This window comes from Streptomyces sp. NPDC093064, assembly GCF_044754605.1.
Lineage (GTDB): Bacteria > Actinomycetota > Actinomycetes > Streptomycetales > Streptomycetaceae > Streptomyces.
Genome location: NZ_JBIVPK010000091.1, coordinates 1 through 16,465, shown reverse-complemented (window position 1 = coordinate 16,465; position 16,465 = coordinate 1). Strand labels below are relative to the sequence as shown.

Sequence of the window (16,465 nt, the reverse complement as noted above, 5' to 3'; positions counted from 1 at the left end):
GCGGGTCAGGCGGGCGGCAAGGGCACGGCCGCCGCGCAGCGCGAGTTGCGGCTCATCGAGGGCCAGGGCGCGCGTAAGGACGGAGTCAGAGGCACTGTCGACGTCGACCAACCCGAAGGCACCGGGATTCTCCGTCTGCGCGGAACGGACCAGGCCCAACACGGCAGCGGCGGCAAGATCGGTCACCGGGGCATCGTCAGTAGCGACAGCGCCACGGGTGACAAGCACCAGACGGGAACCGCTGAGCCGGTCCTCCGCCAACCACTCCTGAAGTAGAGCCAGAGTCGCAGCGGTCCGCGTGTGCACGGAACCTGGCGTGTCATCGACGTCGCAACCGGCCGTCAACGGAACCAGTACAGCAGCGGGAACGGGCGCGTCGGCCGCGAGCAGATCGGCGAGCGTCGCATACCGGACCGCGCCATCGCCGAGAGCTTCCGCCAGGCCGTCGGTGTCCGAACCGAGCAGGGCAACACCAGCGGAACCAGCACCCTCCGGCAGCGGGACCGGGGTCCACTCCAGCCGGAACAACGCATCACGCAGGTGTCCGGCACCGCCGGTCAACTGGTCGGCGGTGACCGGGCGCGCGAGCAACCGCGCGACGGAGACCACGGGCCGGCCGGCCGGGTCCACCGCCGTCACGGACAGGGCGTTCTCCCCCACCGGGGCAAGACGCACGCGCAGCGCCGTCGCACCCGTAGCATCCAGGCTGACGCCCTCCCACGAGAACGGAAGGCCACCGTCATCGTCGGTGAGCAACGCGGGGTGCAGGGCAGCGTCGAGCAGCGCGGGGTGTACGGCGAAACCGGCCGCGTCCTCGTTGCCTTCCTCGGGCAGCGAGACCTCGGCATACAGCGTGTCACCGTCGCTCCAGGCCGCCGTAAGGCCCTGGAAGAGCGGACCGTAGGCAAAGCCACGGGCTGCGAAACGCTCGTAGCAGCCCTCGGCGTCAACGGCCTCCGCGCCCGCAGGCGGCCACACGGTGGTGTCGAAGTCGGCGCCCGCGGGGACGGTGTCGGACAGGGTGCCCGTGGCGTGCAGCATCCAGACCCCGTCCGTGGCGCCCTCGGGGCGGGCGTGCACAGTGACAGAGCGCCGACCACCATCGTCGGCACCCCCCACACGGACCTGGAGCAGGACGGCCGCGTCCTGCGGCAGGGTCAGCGGCGCGGCGAGGGTGAGTTCCTCGACCCGATCGCAGCCGACCTCGTCCCCCGCACGGATCGCAAGATCCAGGAAAGCGGTGCCCGGCAGCAGGACAGTGCCCATCACGGCGTGGTCAGCCAGCCACGGGTGGGACTGAAGCGACAGCCGACCCGTGAGCAACACGCCCTCCCCGCCGGGGAGTTCCACGGCGGCGCCGAGCAGCGGGTGGGAGGCGGAGCCGAGTCCGGCGGCGCGCATGTCGTGGGGATGGGCCGCTCGGGCCGCGGGCCAGAACCAGCGGTGCTGGAAGGCGTAGGTAGGCAGGTCGACGAGGGTGGCCCCGCCTACGGTGAACGCGGACGTCCAGTCGGCGTCGATGCCGAGGACGTGCAGCCGGCACAGGGCGGCGACGAGGGCCTGCTCCTCGCCCCGGTCCTTGCGCAGCAGCGGCACGGTGACGGCGCCCTCGGTGGCGGACTGCTGTGCCATGGCGGACAGCACGCCGTCGGGACCGAGTTCGACGAAGATGGTGACGCCGTGCTCGCCGAGGGTGCCGACGCAGTCGGCGAACCGGACGGTCTCGCGGACGTGACGCACCCAGTAGTCGGCCGAGCACAGTTCCTCGGCCGTGGCGAGAGTGCCGGTCAGGTTCGACACCACCGGAATCGTCGGCGACGCGAACGCCAACTCTTCGACCGCCGCCCTGAACTCGTCGAGCATCGGGGTCATCAGCGGCGAGTGGAAGGCGTGGCTGACGCGCAGCCGGCTGGTGCGCCGTCCCTGCTCGGTGAAGTGTCCGGCGATCGCGAGGGCGGCGTCCTCGGCGCCGGAGACGACCACGGACGACGGTCCGTTGACGGCGGCGATGGAGACGTCGCCGGTGAGGAGCGGGAGGACCTCGTCCTCGGTGGCCTCGACGGCGATCATGGCGCCGCCCTCGGGCAGCGCCTGCATGAGGGCCGCGCGGGCGGCGACGAGACGGCACGCGTCCTCCAGGGAGAGCACCCCGGCGACGTGTGCGGCGGCTATCTCGCCGATGGAGTGGCCGGCCACGTAGTCGGGCCGCATGCCCCACGACTCCACCAGGCGGTAGAGAGCGACCTCGATGGCGAACAGCGCGGGCTGGGTCCACCCGGTCTCGTTCAGCGGACCGGTGTCCTCACCCCACATCACCTCCCGCAGCGAACCGTCCAACTCGCCGTCCAGGTAAGCCAGTACGGCGTCCAGGGCCTCGGCGAACACCGGGAACCGGCCGTACAGCTCGCGGCCCATCCCCAACCGCTGCGAGCCCTGGCCGGAGAACAGGAACGCGGTACGGCCGCCGTGAGCGGTGCCGGTCAGCACCGCACTGTCGTCGGTCCCGGCGGCGAGGGCCGCGAGGGCGCGCAGCGCCTCGGTGCGGTCGGCGCCGGTGACGACGGCGCGGTGGTCGAAGTCGGAGCGGCTGGTGAGCAGCGAGTACGCGATGTCGGCCGGGTGGGCCTCGGGGTGGGCCTCGACGTGGGCGAGCAGCCGGGCGGCCTGGTCGCGCAGGGCCTCGGGGGTCTTCGCGGACAGCGGCCAGGGGGCGGCCGGGAGTTCCTCGGCGGGGCCGCTCTGGGCGGCCGGGGCCGGGGTGGCGGCCGGCTGCTCGATGATGACGTGGGCGTTGGTGCCGCTGATGCCGAAGGAGGAGACACCGGCGCGGCGCACCCGGTCCGTCTCGGGCCATGCGGTCTGCTCGGTGAGCAGTTCGACGGTGCCGGCGCTCCAGTCGACGTGCGAGGACGGGGCGTCCACGTGCAGAGTCCGCGGGAGTACACCGTGCCGCATCGACATGATCATCTTGATGACGCCGGCGACGCCCGCGGCGGCCTGGGTGTGGCCGATGTTGGACTTCACCGAGCCGAGCCACAGGGGCCGCTCGGGGTCGCGGTCGCGGCCGTAGGTGGCGATGAGCGCCTGGGCCTCGATGGGGTCGCCCAGGGTGGTGCCGGTGCCGTGCGCCTCGACGACGTCCACGTCACCGGTCGAGAGTCCACCGCTGGCCAGCGCCTGGCGGATGACGCGCTGCTGCGACGGACCATTGGGAGCCGTCAGACCGTTGGAGGCGCCGTCCTGGTTGACGGCGGAGCCGCGCAGCACGGCGAGGATCTCGTGGCCGTTGCGGATCGCGTCGGACTGTCGCTCCAGGACGAGCATGCCGACGCCCTCGGACCAGGCGACGCCGTCGGCGGCCTCGGCGAACGCCTTGGAGCGGCCGTCCGCGGCGAGGCCGCGCTGGCGGGAGAAGTCGACGAAGGTGCTGGGCGTCGACATGACGGTGACACCGCCGGCCAGGGCGAGCGTGCACTCCCCCGTGCGCAGCGCCTGGGCGGCGAGGTGCATGCCGACGAGGGAGGAGGAGCAGGCGGTGTCGACGGTGACGGCGGGGCCCTCCAGGCCCAGGGTGTACGAGACGCGGCCGGATGCGACGCTGGGGGCGCTGCCGTTGCCGCGGAAGGCCTCGTACTCGTCGCCGGTGAGGATGGTGCCGTAGTCGTTGTACATGACGCCGGCGAAGACGCCGGTGCGGCTGCCGCGCAGGCTGAGCGGGTCGATGCCGGCCCGTTCGACGGCCTCCCAGGACAGTTCGAGCAGCAGGCGCTGCTGGGAGTCGGTGGAGAGTGCCTCGCGCGGGCTCATGCCGAAGAAGTCGGCGTCGAACGAGCCGGCGTCGTGCAGGAACCCGCCGGCGCGCACGTAGGTGTGTCCGGGGCGGTCGGGGTCCGGGTCGTAGAGGTTGTCGACGTCCCAGCCGCGGTTGACGGGGAACGGGCCGGTGGCGTCGGCGCCCTCCTCGACCAGGCGCCACAGGTCCTCGGGCGAGGTGACGCCGCCCGGGTAGCGGCAGGCCATGCCGACGATTACGATCGGGTCGTCGGTGGTGGCCGGGAGGGTGCCGGCGGGGGTGGGCAGGGGTGTGTCGTCGCCGGCGCCGAGGAGTTCGTCGCGCAGGTGGTCGGCGAGCGCGTTCGGTGTCGGGTAGTCGAACACCATGGTCGCGGGCAGGCGCAGGCCGGTGGCGGCGTTGAGGCCGTTGCGCAGTTCGACCGCGGTCAGCGAGTCGAAGCCGAGGTCCTGGAACTGGCGGGCGGCCTCCACCTGGTCGGCGTCGGTGTGGCCGAGGACCTGGGCGATCTGGGTGCGGACCAGGGCGAGGAGGGTTTCGCGGCGGGCGTCGGCGTCCAGGCCGGTCAGTCGCTGGGCGAGGCTGTCGGCGGTCACCGACACCTGGGCGGCGGCGCGGCGCACGGTGGTGCGGATCAGTCCGCGCAGCAGCGGCGCGATCTCGCCCTGGGTACGCAGCACGGCCACGTCGAGGCGGACCGGCAGGAGGGCGGGGCCGCCGGTGGCGAGGGCCGCGTCGAAGAGGGCGACGCCCTGTTCGACGGTGAGCGGCGGCATACCGGAGCGGGCGATGCGCTCGACGTCGATGTCGGACAGCGTGCTGGTCATGCCGACGCTCTGGGTCCAGGGGCCCCAGGCGAGGGAGGTGGCGGGCAGGCCGAGGGCGTGGCGGTGGGCGGCGAGGGCGTCCAGGAAGGCGTTGCCGGCCGCGTAGTTGCCCTGCCCGGGGCTGCCGAGGGTGGCGGCGACGGACGAGAAGAGGACGAACGCGTCGAGGTCCAGGTCCCGGGTGAGGTCGTGCAGGTGCCAGGCGGCGTCGGCCTTGGGTCGCAGCACGGTGTCGAGGCGCTCGGGGGTGAGGGAGCCGATGACGCCGTCGTCGACCACGCCGGCGGTGTGCACGACGGCGCTCAGCGGGTGCGCCGCGGGCACTCGGGCGAGGAGGGCGGTGAGCGCGTCCCGGTCGGTGACGTCGCAGGCGGCGACGTCCACCAGGGCGCCGAGTCCGGTGAGTTCGTCGACGAGGGCGCGGGCGCCGTCGGCGGCCGGGCCGCGACGGCTGGCGAGCAGCAGGTGGCGGACGCCGCGTTCAGTGACGAGGTGGCGGGCGAGGACGCCGCCGAGTCCGCCGGTGCCGCCGGTGATCAGGACCGTGCCGTCCGGGTTCCAGTCGGCGGGGGTGTCGGGCGCGGGCACCCGGGCCAGCCGGGCGGTCAGGACGTCGGAGCCGCGTACGGCGAGGTCGGGTTCGTCGTACGCGGCGGCCAGGGCCGCCACCAGGGCGGCGGGGGCGGCGGGGGTGTCGGTGGCGAGGTCGAGGAGGGCGAAGCGGCCGGGGTTCTCGGTGCGGGCGGTGCGGATCAGGCCGGCGGCCGCGGCGGCCGGGAGGTCACGGCCCGCGGTGGCGCCGCGGGTGACGAGGACGAGCCGGGCGTCGGCAAACCGGTCCTCCGTCAGCCAGTGCTGGGCCAGGCCGAGTACGGCGGCGGTGGTGGTGTGGGCGGCGTCGGTGGCCGGGGTGTCCTGCTCGCCGGGCAGGGCGGTGAGCACGGTCTCGGGCACCGGGGCGCTGTCCGCGGCCAGTGCGGCCAGGTCGGGGTGGGTGGTGACATGGACGCCGGTGGCGCGCAGCGCGTCGGCGAGGCCGGCCGGGTCGGCGCCGACGAGGGCGACGGTCTCCGGGAGCTGCTTTGACGGGATCCGCAGCGGGGTCCACTCGACGTGGAAGAGGGAGTCGCGGTGGACGGCCCCGGCGGCGCCGGGGGTGTCCTTGGGGACGGCGCGGGAGACCAGGGAGTCCACGGACAGGACGGTGCCGCCCGCGGTGTCGTACACGGCGATGGAGACGGTGTCCTCGCCCGCGGAGGTGATCCGGGCGCGGACGGTGGTGGCACCGGAGGCGGCGAGGTGCACGCCCTGCCAGGCGAACGGCAGCCCGCCCCGGCTGATGGCGCCGAGGTCGGTGTAGGCGGCGGAGTGCTGGGCGGCGTCCAGGAGCGCGGGGTGCAGGCCGAAGTCGGCGGGGTCGGTGCCGGCGTTCTCGGGGACGGCGACCTCGGCGAACACGTCGGTGCCGCGGCGCCAGGCGGCGCGCAGGCCCCGGAAGGCGGGCCCGTAGTCGAAGCCGAGGCCGGCGAGGCGCTCGTAGCAGCCGTCGAGGTCGACCTGCTCTGCGCCGGCGGGCGGCCAGACGGTGGCGTCGAAGGCGGCGTCCGGGGCACCGGCGCCAGTGGTGAGGACACCGGTGGCGTGCTGCGACCAGGGCAGGTCGAAGCCGTCCTCGACACGGGAGAAGATGCCGAGCGGGCGGCGGCCCGCGGGGTCGGGGGCGCCCACCCGGACCTGGAGCTGGACGGCGCCGCGTTCGGGGAGCACCAGCGGGGCGGCGAGGGTGAGTTCCTCGACGCGGTCGCAGCCGGCCTCGTCGCCCGCTCGGATGGCGAGTTCGACGAAGGCGGTGCCGGGCAGCAGGGCGCGGCCCTGGACGCCGTGGTCGGCGAGCCAGGGGTGGGAGTGGACGGAGAGCCTGCTGGTGAACAGGAACCCTTCGTCGTCGGCGAGTTCGACGGCCGCGCCGAGCAGCGGGTGGTCGGCGGAGCCGAGTCCGGCGGCGGCGACGTCCTGGGTGGAGCGGCCCGCGGCCGGCCAGAACCGCTGGTTCTGGAAGGGGTAGGTGGGCAGGTCGGCGCGCTGGGCGCCGGTGGTGTCGAAGAGGCCGGCCCAGCGGACGGTGAGGCCGCGGACGTGCACCCGGGCGAGTCCGGTGAGGGCGGACTCCTCCTCGGGGCGGTCCTTGCGCAGCAGCGGGACGGCGGTGGTGCCCTCGGGCAGCGACTCCTGCGCCATCGCGGACAGCACACCGTCGGGGCCGACTTCGAGGAGGGTGGTGACACCGCGGCCGGCGAGGGCGATGACGCCGTCGGCGAAGCGGACGGCCTCGCGGACGTGGCGGACCCAGTAGTCGGCGGTGCACAGGTCGGCGGGGTCGGCGATGGTGCCGGTCAGGTTGGAGACGACCGGGATGCGCGGCTCGTGGTAGGTGAGGCCCCGGGCGACGCCGCGGAACTCCTCCAGCATCGGGTCCATGAGCGGCGAGTGGAAGGCGTGGCTGACCCGCAGCCGGGTGGTCTTGCGGTCCTGCGCCTCGAAGTGGGCGGCGATCGCGGCGACTTCGTCCTCGTCACCGGCGACGACCACCGACGACGGCCCGTTGACCGCGGCGATCGACACCCGCTCCGTCAGATGCGGGAGCACCTCCTCCTCGGTGGCGCGCACCGCGAGCATCGCACCGCCCCGAGGCAGCTCCTGCATCAGGCGGGCGCGGGCGGCGACCAGCGTGCACGCGTCCTGAAGCGACAGCACCCCGGCGACATGCGCGGCGGCGATCTCACCGATGGAGTGGCCGCCGACGTAGTCGGGGGTGACGCCCAGGGAGGAGACGAGGCGGTAGAGGGCGACCTCGACGGCGAACAGCGCGGGCTGGGTCCAGCCCGTCTCGCTGAGGAGTTCGGCGTCGGAGCCCCAGACGACCTCGCGCAGCGGGCGGTCGGTGTGGCCGTCGAGGAGGGCGGCGATCTCGTCGAAGGCCTCGGCGAACACCGGGAAGCGGGCGTGCAGTTCGCGGCCCATGCCGAGGCGCTGGGAGCCCTGGCCGGAGAACAGGAGGGCACAGGCGCCGTCGTCGACCGAGCCGTGGGCGATCTCGGTGGCGCCCGAGGCGTCGGTGCCGGCGCAGAGCAGGACGGCGCGGTGCTCGAAGGTGGCGCGTCCCTCGGCGAGCGCGAAGCCGATGTCGAGCGGGTCGGCTCCCGGCTGGCCCGCGAGGTGGGCGGCGAGGCGCTCGCGCTGGGCGTCGAGCGCGGCGGCGGTGCGGCCGGACAGGGTCCACGGGACGAGCGCGGGCCGGACGGCGGGGTCCGGGGCGGGGCGCTCGGGCGCGGCGGGGGCCTGTTCGAGGATGAGGTGGGCGTTGGTGCCGCTGATGCCGAAGGAGGAGACACCGGCGCGGCGGGCGCGGCCGGTCTCGGGCCAGTCGACGGCGCGGTGGAGGAGTTCGACCGAGCCGGCGGTCCAGTCGACGTTGCTGGTCGGCCGGTCGGAGTGGAGGCTCCGGGGCAGGACGCCCTGTTGGAGCGCCATGATCATCTTGATCACGCCGGCGGCGCCGGAGGCGGCCTGGGCGTGGCCGATGTTCGACTTGACGGAGCCGAGCCACAGCGGCCGCTCGCGGTCCTGGCCGTAGGTGGCGAGCAGCGCCTGTGCCTCGATGGGGTCGCCGAGGGTGGTGCCGGTGCCGTGCGCCTCGACCGCGTCGACGTCCGCGCCGGTCAGGTGCGCGCTGTCCAGGGCGGCGCGGATGACGCGCTGCTGGGACGGGCCGTTGGGGGCGGTGAGACCGTTGGAGGCGCCGTCCTGGTTGATGGCGGAGCCGCGCAGCACGGCGAGGACCGGGCGGCCCTCGCGCTGGGCGTCGGACAGCCGCATCAGGATGAACAGGCCGGCGCCCTCGGCCCAGCCGGTGCCGTCGGCGTCGTCGGAGAACGGCTTGCAGCGGCCGTCGGCGGCCAGTCCGCTCTGCGAGGTGAACGCGACGAACGGGTGGGGCGTCGCCATGACGGAGGCGCCGCCCGCCAGGGCCAGGGAGCATTCGCCGCCCCGCAGGGCCTGCACGGCCAGGTGCAGGGAGACGAGCGACGAGGAGCAGCCGGTGTCCACGGTGACCGCCGGGCCCTCGGCGCCCAGGAAGTAGGAGAGCCGGCCGGAGATCACACTGGCGGCGTGACCGGTGGTGGAGTACACCTCGGCGTCCTCGTCGGACGCCTTGATGACCTCCGCGTAGTCCTGGCCCGTGGTGCCCATGAACACGCCCGTGCGGCTGCCGCGCAGTGTGGAGGGGTCGATGCCGGCCCGCTCCAGGGCCTCCCAGGCGATCTCCAGGAGGATGCGCTGCTGCGGGTCCATGGCGACGGCCTCGCGGGGCGAGATGCCGAAGAACCCGGGGTCGAAGCCGGCGACGTCCTGGAGGAAGCCGCCGACCTGGGCGAGACTGCTGCCCTCGCCGCCGCCCGCCAGCCGGTCCAGGTCCCAGCCGCGGTCGGTCGGGAACGGGCCGATGACGTCGCGACCCTGGGCGACGAGCTCCCACAGGTCCTCGGGGGAGGCGACGCCGCCGGGGAAGCGGCAGCCGATGCCGACGACGGCGATCGGCTCCGCCGCCGAGGCGACCAGCTGCTCGTTCTGCTTGCGCAGCCGCTCGATCTCCTTCAGGGACGACCGCAGCGCCTCGACGTACTTGTTGGGGGACGTGCTCATCGTGTTCCAGCTCTCTTTCAGTTCGCCGAGTTCTGGGCGGCCAGCCGCAGCAGTGCTTCGGCGTCCATGTCGTCGAGGGAGTCCGCCGTGTCGTCCGTGGCGGGGGCGCTGTCCTCAACGTCGTCGGACTCGGCGAGTTTCAGCACCATGTCGAGGAGGCCCGCCTTGCGCAGCCGTCCGATCGGGACGGTGGCCAGGGCCTCGCGGATGCGGGCGTCGGGGTCGTCGGCGCGGCCGGTGTCCGCGTCATCGGGTCCGGTGCCGTAGAGCAGCGAACCGATGTGCTGGGCGAGGGCCGCGGGGGTCGGGTAGTCGAAGACCAGGGCGGCCGGCAGCGGCAGCCCGAGGGCGGAGCGGAGCCGGTTGCGCAGTTCGACGGCGGTGACGGAGTCGAAGCCGACGTCGCGGAAGGCGCGCGAGGCGGGCACCGCGTCGGGGCTGTCGTGGCCGAGGGTCGCGGACGCCTCGGCGCGGACGGTATCGACGAGGGCCCGGCCGCGTTCGGCGGTGGGCAGCCCGTCCAGGCGGGCACGCAGCTCCGGCACGTCCGCGCCGGAGCCGTCGGCGGTGGCCGGGCCCTCGTCGGTGAGGGCGGAGACGGCTTCCGGGACGGTGCTGAGCAGGGCGCTGGGGCGGTTCGCGGTGAAGGCGGGCGCGAACAGCTCCCAGTCCATCAGAGTAACGGCGAGCGCGGTGTCGTCGTCCTCCAGCATCCGGTCGAGCGCGCCGAGCGCGTGGGCCGGTTCCATGGCCAGGACGCCCTGGCGGACGAGCCGGTCGTGGACCTCGGGGTCGGTCGCCATGCCGACCTCGCCCCAGGTGCCCCAGGCCACCGACGAGCCGGTCAGGCCGAGGGACCTGCGGTGCTCGGCGAGGGCGTCGAGGTAGGCGTTGGCGGCGGCGTAGCCGGGCTGGCCGCCGCTGCCCCAGACCGCGGCGCCGGACGAGAACAGGACGAACGCGTCCAGGTCGAGGTCGGCCGTCAGCTCGTGCAGGTGCCGGGCGGCGGTCAGCTTGGCGCGCATCAGCGCGTCGAGCTGGTCGAACGTCAGGTCGGCGACCGGGGCGTCGCCGTGGGCGACACCTGCGGAGTGGAAGACGGCGGTGAGCGGCGCGTCCTCGGGCAGGCCGGCCAGGAGCGCGTCGAGCGCGTCCCGGTCGGCGGCGTCGCACGCGGCGATGGTCACCCGGGCGCCCAACTGCTCCAGTTCGGCGCGGAGTTCGGCCGCGCCCGGGGCGTCGGCGCCGCGCCGGCTGGTCAGTACCAGGTGTGCGGCGCCCTGTTCGGCGAGGCGGCGGGCCACACGGCCCCCGATACCGCCGGTGCCGCCGGTGACGAGGACGGAGCCGCGGACCGGCGGGCGCTTCCCCGAGCCGGGTACGGCCGGGGCTGCGTGGGCGAGGCGGCGGGCGAGGACGCCCGAGCCGCGGATCGCGAGCTGGTCCTCGCCGCCCGCGTCGGCGAGCAGTCCGGTGAGCCGGGCGCCGGCCCGGGTGTCGAGCGCCTCCGGCAGGTCGATGAGACCGCCCCACCGGTCGGGGTGTTCGAGGCCGATGACACGGCCGAGGCCCCACAGCGCGCCCTGCACGGGGCTGCTGAGCACGTCGCCGCGGCCGGCGGCGACACCGCCCCGGGTCAGGCACCACAGGGGCGCGCTGAGCTCCGCGTCGCCGAGGGCCTGGACGAGGGCGAGGGTCTGGGCGAGGCCGAGCGGTACGGATCCGAAGTCGGTGTGGAGTGCCTCGGCGGCGGCGAGCAGCGAGACCACGGCGTGGAACTCCCCCTCGTCCTCGCGGAGCTGGACGAGCTGCGCGGCCCAGGCGGCCCGGTCGGTGCCCTTGGCCTCGAAGCGGACGGTGTCCGGGCCGAGCGCGTCGAGGACGGCGGCGACCCAGGGGGCGCCTGCGTGGTCCGGTGAGATCACCGCCAGCAGCCGGCCGGCGGGCCGGGCCGTGCCCGGCTCGGCGGCGCGGTTCCATTCGACGTGGTAGCGCAGGGCGTCGACGCGGGAGCGGGTGAGGGAGCGGGTGCGCCAGGCGGACAGCGCGGGCAGTACGTCGCCGAGGCGGGAGGCGCCGTCGTCGGCGGGGAGGCCGAGTTCACCGGCGAGCGCGGCGAGGTCCTGGTTCTCGACCAGTTCCCAGAACGCGGCGTCGGAGGCGTCGGTGGTGCCCGCTGCGGCGGCTGCCTTGGGCTCGGGCCAGAAGTCCTGCCGCTGGAAGGGGTAGGTCGGCAGGTCGACCGGCGCGTACGCGGGGCGGTCGAAGACGGTGGTCCAGTCGACGGCGATGCCCTGGGTGTGCGCCTCGGCGAGCGAGGTGAGGAACCGGCGGCGGTCGCCCTCGTGGCGGCGCAGCGTGCCGAGAACGGCACCGGTCTCGGCCGCCGCCTCCGCCTCCTCGGCGAGGCTCTCCTGCGTCTCCTGGATCGGGGCGGCCAGCACCGGGTGCGGGCTGATCTCCACGAACACGCGGTGTCCGGCGGCGACGAGGGCGCGGGTGGCGTCCTCCATCAGCACCGTCCGACGCAGGTTGGTGTACCAGTAGGAGCCGTCGAAGGCCGCCTCGTCGAGCCGGGCGCCGGTGACGGTCGAGTAGAACGGCACCTCGGGGGTGCGGGGGCTGACGGGGGCGAGGACGCGGGCGAGTTCGTCGCGCACGGCCTCGACGTGCCGGCCGTGCGAGGCGTAGTCCACGGACACCTTGCGGGCCCGTACGTTCTGCTCGCGGCACGTTTCGAGGAGTTCGTCGAGGGCGTCGGCGTCGCCGGAGACGATCACCGAGGAGGGGCCGTTGACGGCGGCGATGGACAGCGCCTCGCCCCACGGTTCGAGGAGTTCGGTGACGCGTTCGGCGGGCGCGGAGACGGACATCATGCCGCCGAGCCCGGAGAGCTGGGGCAGGGCCTGGCTGCGCAGCGCCACGACGAGGGCGGCGTCCTCGAGGCTGAGCGCCCCGGCGACGTGGGCGGCGGCGATCTCGCCCTGCGAGTGGCCGACGACGGCGGCCGGTTCGACGCCGTGCGCCCGCCACAGCGCGGTGAGGGCGACCATCATCGAGAACAGGGCGGGCTGGACGACGTCCACGCGCTCAAGGAGCTCCGGGTCGCCCTCGCCGGCCAGCACCTCGTGCAGGGACCAGTCGGTGTACGGGGCGAGGGCGGCGGCGCAGTCGTCGACGGCGGTGCGGAACACCTCGGAGGAGGCGAGGAGTTCCCGGCCCATCCCCCACCACTGGGAGCCCTGGCCCGGGTAGACGAAGACGGGTCCGGCGGAGTCCGGTCCGGCGGTGCCGGTGACGACGCCGCCGGCGGACACGGAGGACACGACGGCTTCCAGGCCGCGGGTGAAGTCCTCGGGCCGGCTGCCGAGGACGACGGCGCGGTGGTCGAAGGCGGACCGGGTGGTGGCCAGGGCGTGTCCGACGCGGGCGGGCGCGGCGGTGGCGCCGGCCGTCGCGGTCAGCAGCCGGGACGCCTGCCCCCGCAGCGCCCGCGCGGACTTGGCGGACAGCGGCCAGGGGACGAGCGGGGCGTCCTCGGGGTCCTCGGGGTCCTCGGCGGGCTCTTCGACGGGCTCTTCGGCGGGCGGGGCCTGCTCCAGGAGGAGGTGGGCGTTGGTGCCGCTGATGCCGAAGGAGGAGACACCGGCCCGGCGGGGGCGGTCCTCGGCGGCCGGCCAGGCGGTGCGCTCGCGCAGCAGGGCGACGGCGCCGGAGGTCCAGTCGACGTGGCTGGAGGGCTCGTCGACGTGCAGGGTGCCGGGCAGTTCGCCGGCCTGCATGGCCATCACCATCTTGATGACGCCGGCGACACCCGCGGCGGCCTGGGTGTGGCCGATGTTGGACTTCACCGAGCCGAGCAGCAGCGGCTGTCCACCGTCGCGGCCCTGGCCGTAGGTGGCGAGCAGGGCGCCGGCCTCGATGGGGTCGCCGAGCTTGGTGCCGGTGCCGTGCGCCTCGACCACGTCGATGTCGGCGGTGCCGAGTCCGGCGTTGGCGAGGGCCTGGCGGATGACGCGCTGCTGGGAGATGCCGTTGGGGGCGGTCAGGCCGTTGGAGGCGCCGTCCTGGTTGATGGCGGAGCCGCGGACGACGGCGAGGACGCGGTGGCCGTGGCGGCGTGCGTCGGAGAGCTTCTCCAGCAGGACGACGCCGACGCCCTCGGCGAGGGTCATGCCGTCGGCGGCCTCGGCGAACGGCTTGCAGCGGCCGTTCTCGGCCAGCGCCCGCTGCCGGCTGAAGCCCACGAACGCGTGCGGGGTGGCCATGATGGCGGCGCCACCGGCCAGGGCGAGGCTGCTCTCGCCGCTGCGCAGGGACTGGCAGGCCAGGTGCATCGCGACCAGGGAGGAGGAGCAGGCGGTGTCGACGGTGACCGCCGGGCCCTCCAGGCCGAGGAGGTAGGAGACACGGCCGGACAGCACGCTGGCCGCGGTGCCGGTCATCATGTGCACCTCGGTGCCCTCGGTGCCGTTCTGGACGCTGCTGGAGTAGTCCTGGTAGCTGGCGCCGAAGAAAGTGCCGGTGGCGCTGGAGCGCAGCGACTCGGGGTCGATACCGGCCCGCTCCAGGGCCTCCCAGGAGGTCTCGAGCAGCAGCCGCTGCTGCGGGTCCATGGCGAGCGCCTCGCGGGGCGAGATGCCGAAGAACCCGGGGTCGAAGCCGGCTGCCTCATGCAGGAACCCGCCGTGCACGGAGTAGGTGCGGCCCTGCCGGTCGGGGTCCGGGTCGTAAAGGCCGTGGGCGTCCCAGCCGCGTTCGGCGGGGAACTCGGAGATGGCGTCGGCGCCGTCGAGGGCGAGCCGCAGCAGCTCTTCCGGGGTGCCGGCGCCGCCGGGGAAGCGGCAGCTCATGCCGACGATGACGATCGGGTCGTCGTCGGCGCCCGTGGTGACCGCGGCGGCGGGCCGGTCGCCGGCCGTGCCGGTGGTGCCGAGCGCGGTGGCCTTGAGGAACGTGGCGAGCGCGACCGCGTTCGGGTGGTCGAAGACCATGGTGGACGGCAGGGTGAGCCCGGTCGCGGCGACGAGGCGGTTGCGCAGGTCGACGGCGGTCACCGAGTCGAAGCCGATGTCGCGGAAGGCGCGGCGCTCCGGGACGGTGTCGGCGGAGGCGTGGCCGAGGACGGCGGCGGTCTCCTCGCGGACCAGGGCGAGCACGATCCGGTCCTGCTCGGCGGCGGACACGCCCTGGAGGCGGCCGGTCAGGCCGCTGCCGGCGATGGCCGTCGCGGCGGGCGCGGCCCGGTCGGCCAGCAGCCGCGCGACCTCGGGGATCCGGTCGAACAGGTGCGAGGGGCGTCCCGCGGTGAAGACGTCGTGGTAGGTGCCCCAGTCGATGTCCATGAGGCCGATGACGGTCTCGTCGTCCTCCATGACGCGCTGGAGGGCGGTCAGCGCCAGCTCCGGGTCGAGGTACTCCAGGCCGCTGCGGCGGATCTGGTGCGGGTCGGCCAGTTCGCGTTCGAGGTCGTCGGGCCACTTGCCCCAGTGGATGGAGGTGGCGCGGGCGCCGCGGGCACGGCGCTGTTCGGCGAGCGCGGACAGGTAGGCGTTGCCCGCGACGTACGCGGCGTGCGCGCCGCTGCCCCACATGCCGGCGGTGGAGGAGTACAGGACGAAGTCGTCCAGCGCCTCGTCGTCGAGGAGTTCGTCGAGGATCCGGGCGCCGGTGACCTTGGCGTGCACGACCTCGGCGAACGCGTCGACGGTGGTGTCCGCGAGGGCGGACAGTTCGATGACGGCGGCGGTGTGTACGACCGTGCGGACGGTGCGGCCCTCGGCCTTCAGGCCGTCGAGGAGGGCGGCGACCGCGTCGCGGTCGGTGATGTCGCAGGCCGCGAACTGCGTCTCGGTGCCCGCCTCTTCGAGTTCGGCGGCGAGTTCGGCCGCGCCGGGGGCGTCCGCGCCGCGGCGGCTGAGCAGTACGAGATGCTCGGCGCCGTGGGCGGACAGGTGGCGGGCGAGTCCGGGGGCAAGGGTGCCGGAGCCTCCGGTGACGAGGGTGGTGCCGCGCGGCTTCCAGGAGCGGGTCCTGCGGCGGGTGTCGCCGCTCGCGCGGATGACGCGGCGGGCGAGGACGCCGGCGGGCCGGACGGCGAGCTGGTCGTCGTCGCCGAGCGCGCCGGCGAGGGCGGCGACGAGCCGCTGGGCGGCGCGGGTGTCCAGTGCCGCGGCAGGTGACGTTTGCCCGTCAAGGAGCGGCATCCGGTGCGTGCTCTCGGCGTGCCGGCCGGAAGTCCTCGTACTGGACGTACTTGGGCTTTCGGCCGGTGCGGCGAGTGGGGGTCCCCCCTGCTCGAAGAGCTCGGGGGGGCGTGCCGGGCGTCGCGACAGGGCAGACGTTGCCTGTCGCGGCACTGAGGGCCCGGGCAGGTCGACGACGCCGCCCCAGCGGCGAGGGTGCTCGACGGCGACGGTCCAGCCGAGACCGGCGACCTGGCTCTGCAGCGGCCGGGTGACGGTGTCGGACGGGCCGGTGGAGAAGGCGCCGCGGGTCAGGAACCACAGCGGGGCGGGGACGTCGGCCTCGCCGAGGGCCTGCGCCAGCGACACGGACAGCGCGAGTCCGAGGGTCAGTCCGGGGTGGCGGGCGGAGTCCTGTTCGGCGTCGGCGAGGACGGAGACGATGCCGGTGAGGCCGTCGATGTCGGTGAGGCGCTCACGCAGGACGGCGGGGTCGGTGCAGGTCTCGTCGAGGACGAGGCGGCGCACCTGGGCACCGCCCGTCTCCAGCGCCTCGGCGACGTCGGTGCCGTCGACGCCGTCGGCGGAGACCAGCAGCCAGGTGCCGTCGAGGGTGGCGCGGGGAACCCGGGCCAGCGGCTCCCAGGTGACCCGGTAGCGCCAGGAGTCGAGGGCGGAGCGCTCACCGCGCGTGCGGCGCCAGGAGGCGAGGCCGGAGAGGATCGCGGCGACGGACTCCTCGTCCGTGCCGAGCGCTTCGGTGAGGGCGGAGACGTCCGTCTGCTCGACGGCCGCCCAGAACTCGGCGTCCATCGGTGCGGTGGCCGAACGGTCCACGACGGCACGGCTGATCCAGTAACGCTCGTGCTGGAAGGCGTAGGTGGGCAGGTCGACGCGGATCGCGCCGGTGCCCTCGAACAGCGGGGCCCAGTCGACGTGGACGCCGCGGACGCACA

The 16,465-nt window shown here is 74.6% G+C and carries 2 protein-coding genes; both read right to left on the bottom strand.

Annotated features, from left to right (window positions below):
- On the bottom strand, window positions 1-9,324 hold a 9,324-nt coding region (locus ACIQFZ_RS41715), incomplete at its 3' end, for a type I polyketide synthase (protein ID WP_402693800.1).
- A gap of 17 nt (window positions 9,325-9,341) precedes the next feature.
- A partial coding sequence (locus tag ACIQFZ_RS41710) for a type I polyketide synthase (protein WP_402693799.1) occupies window positions 9,342-16,465 on the bottom strand: 7,124 nt, incomplete at its 5' end.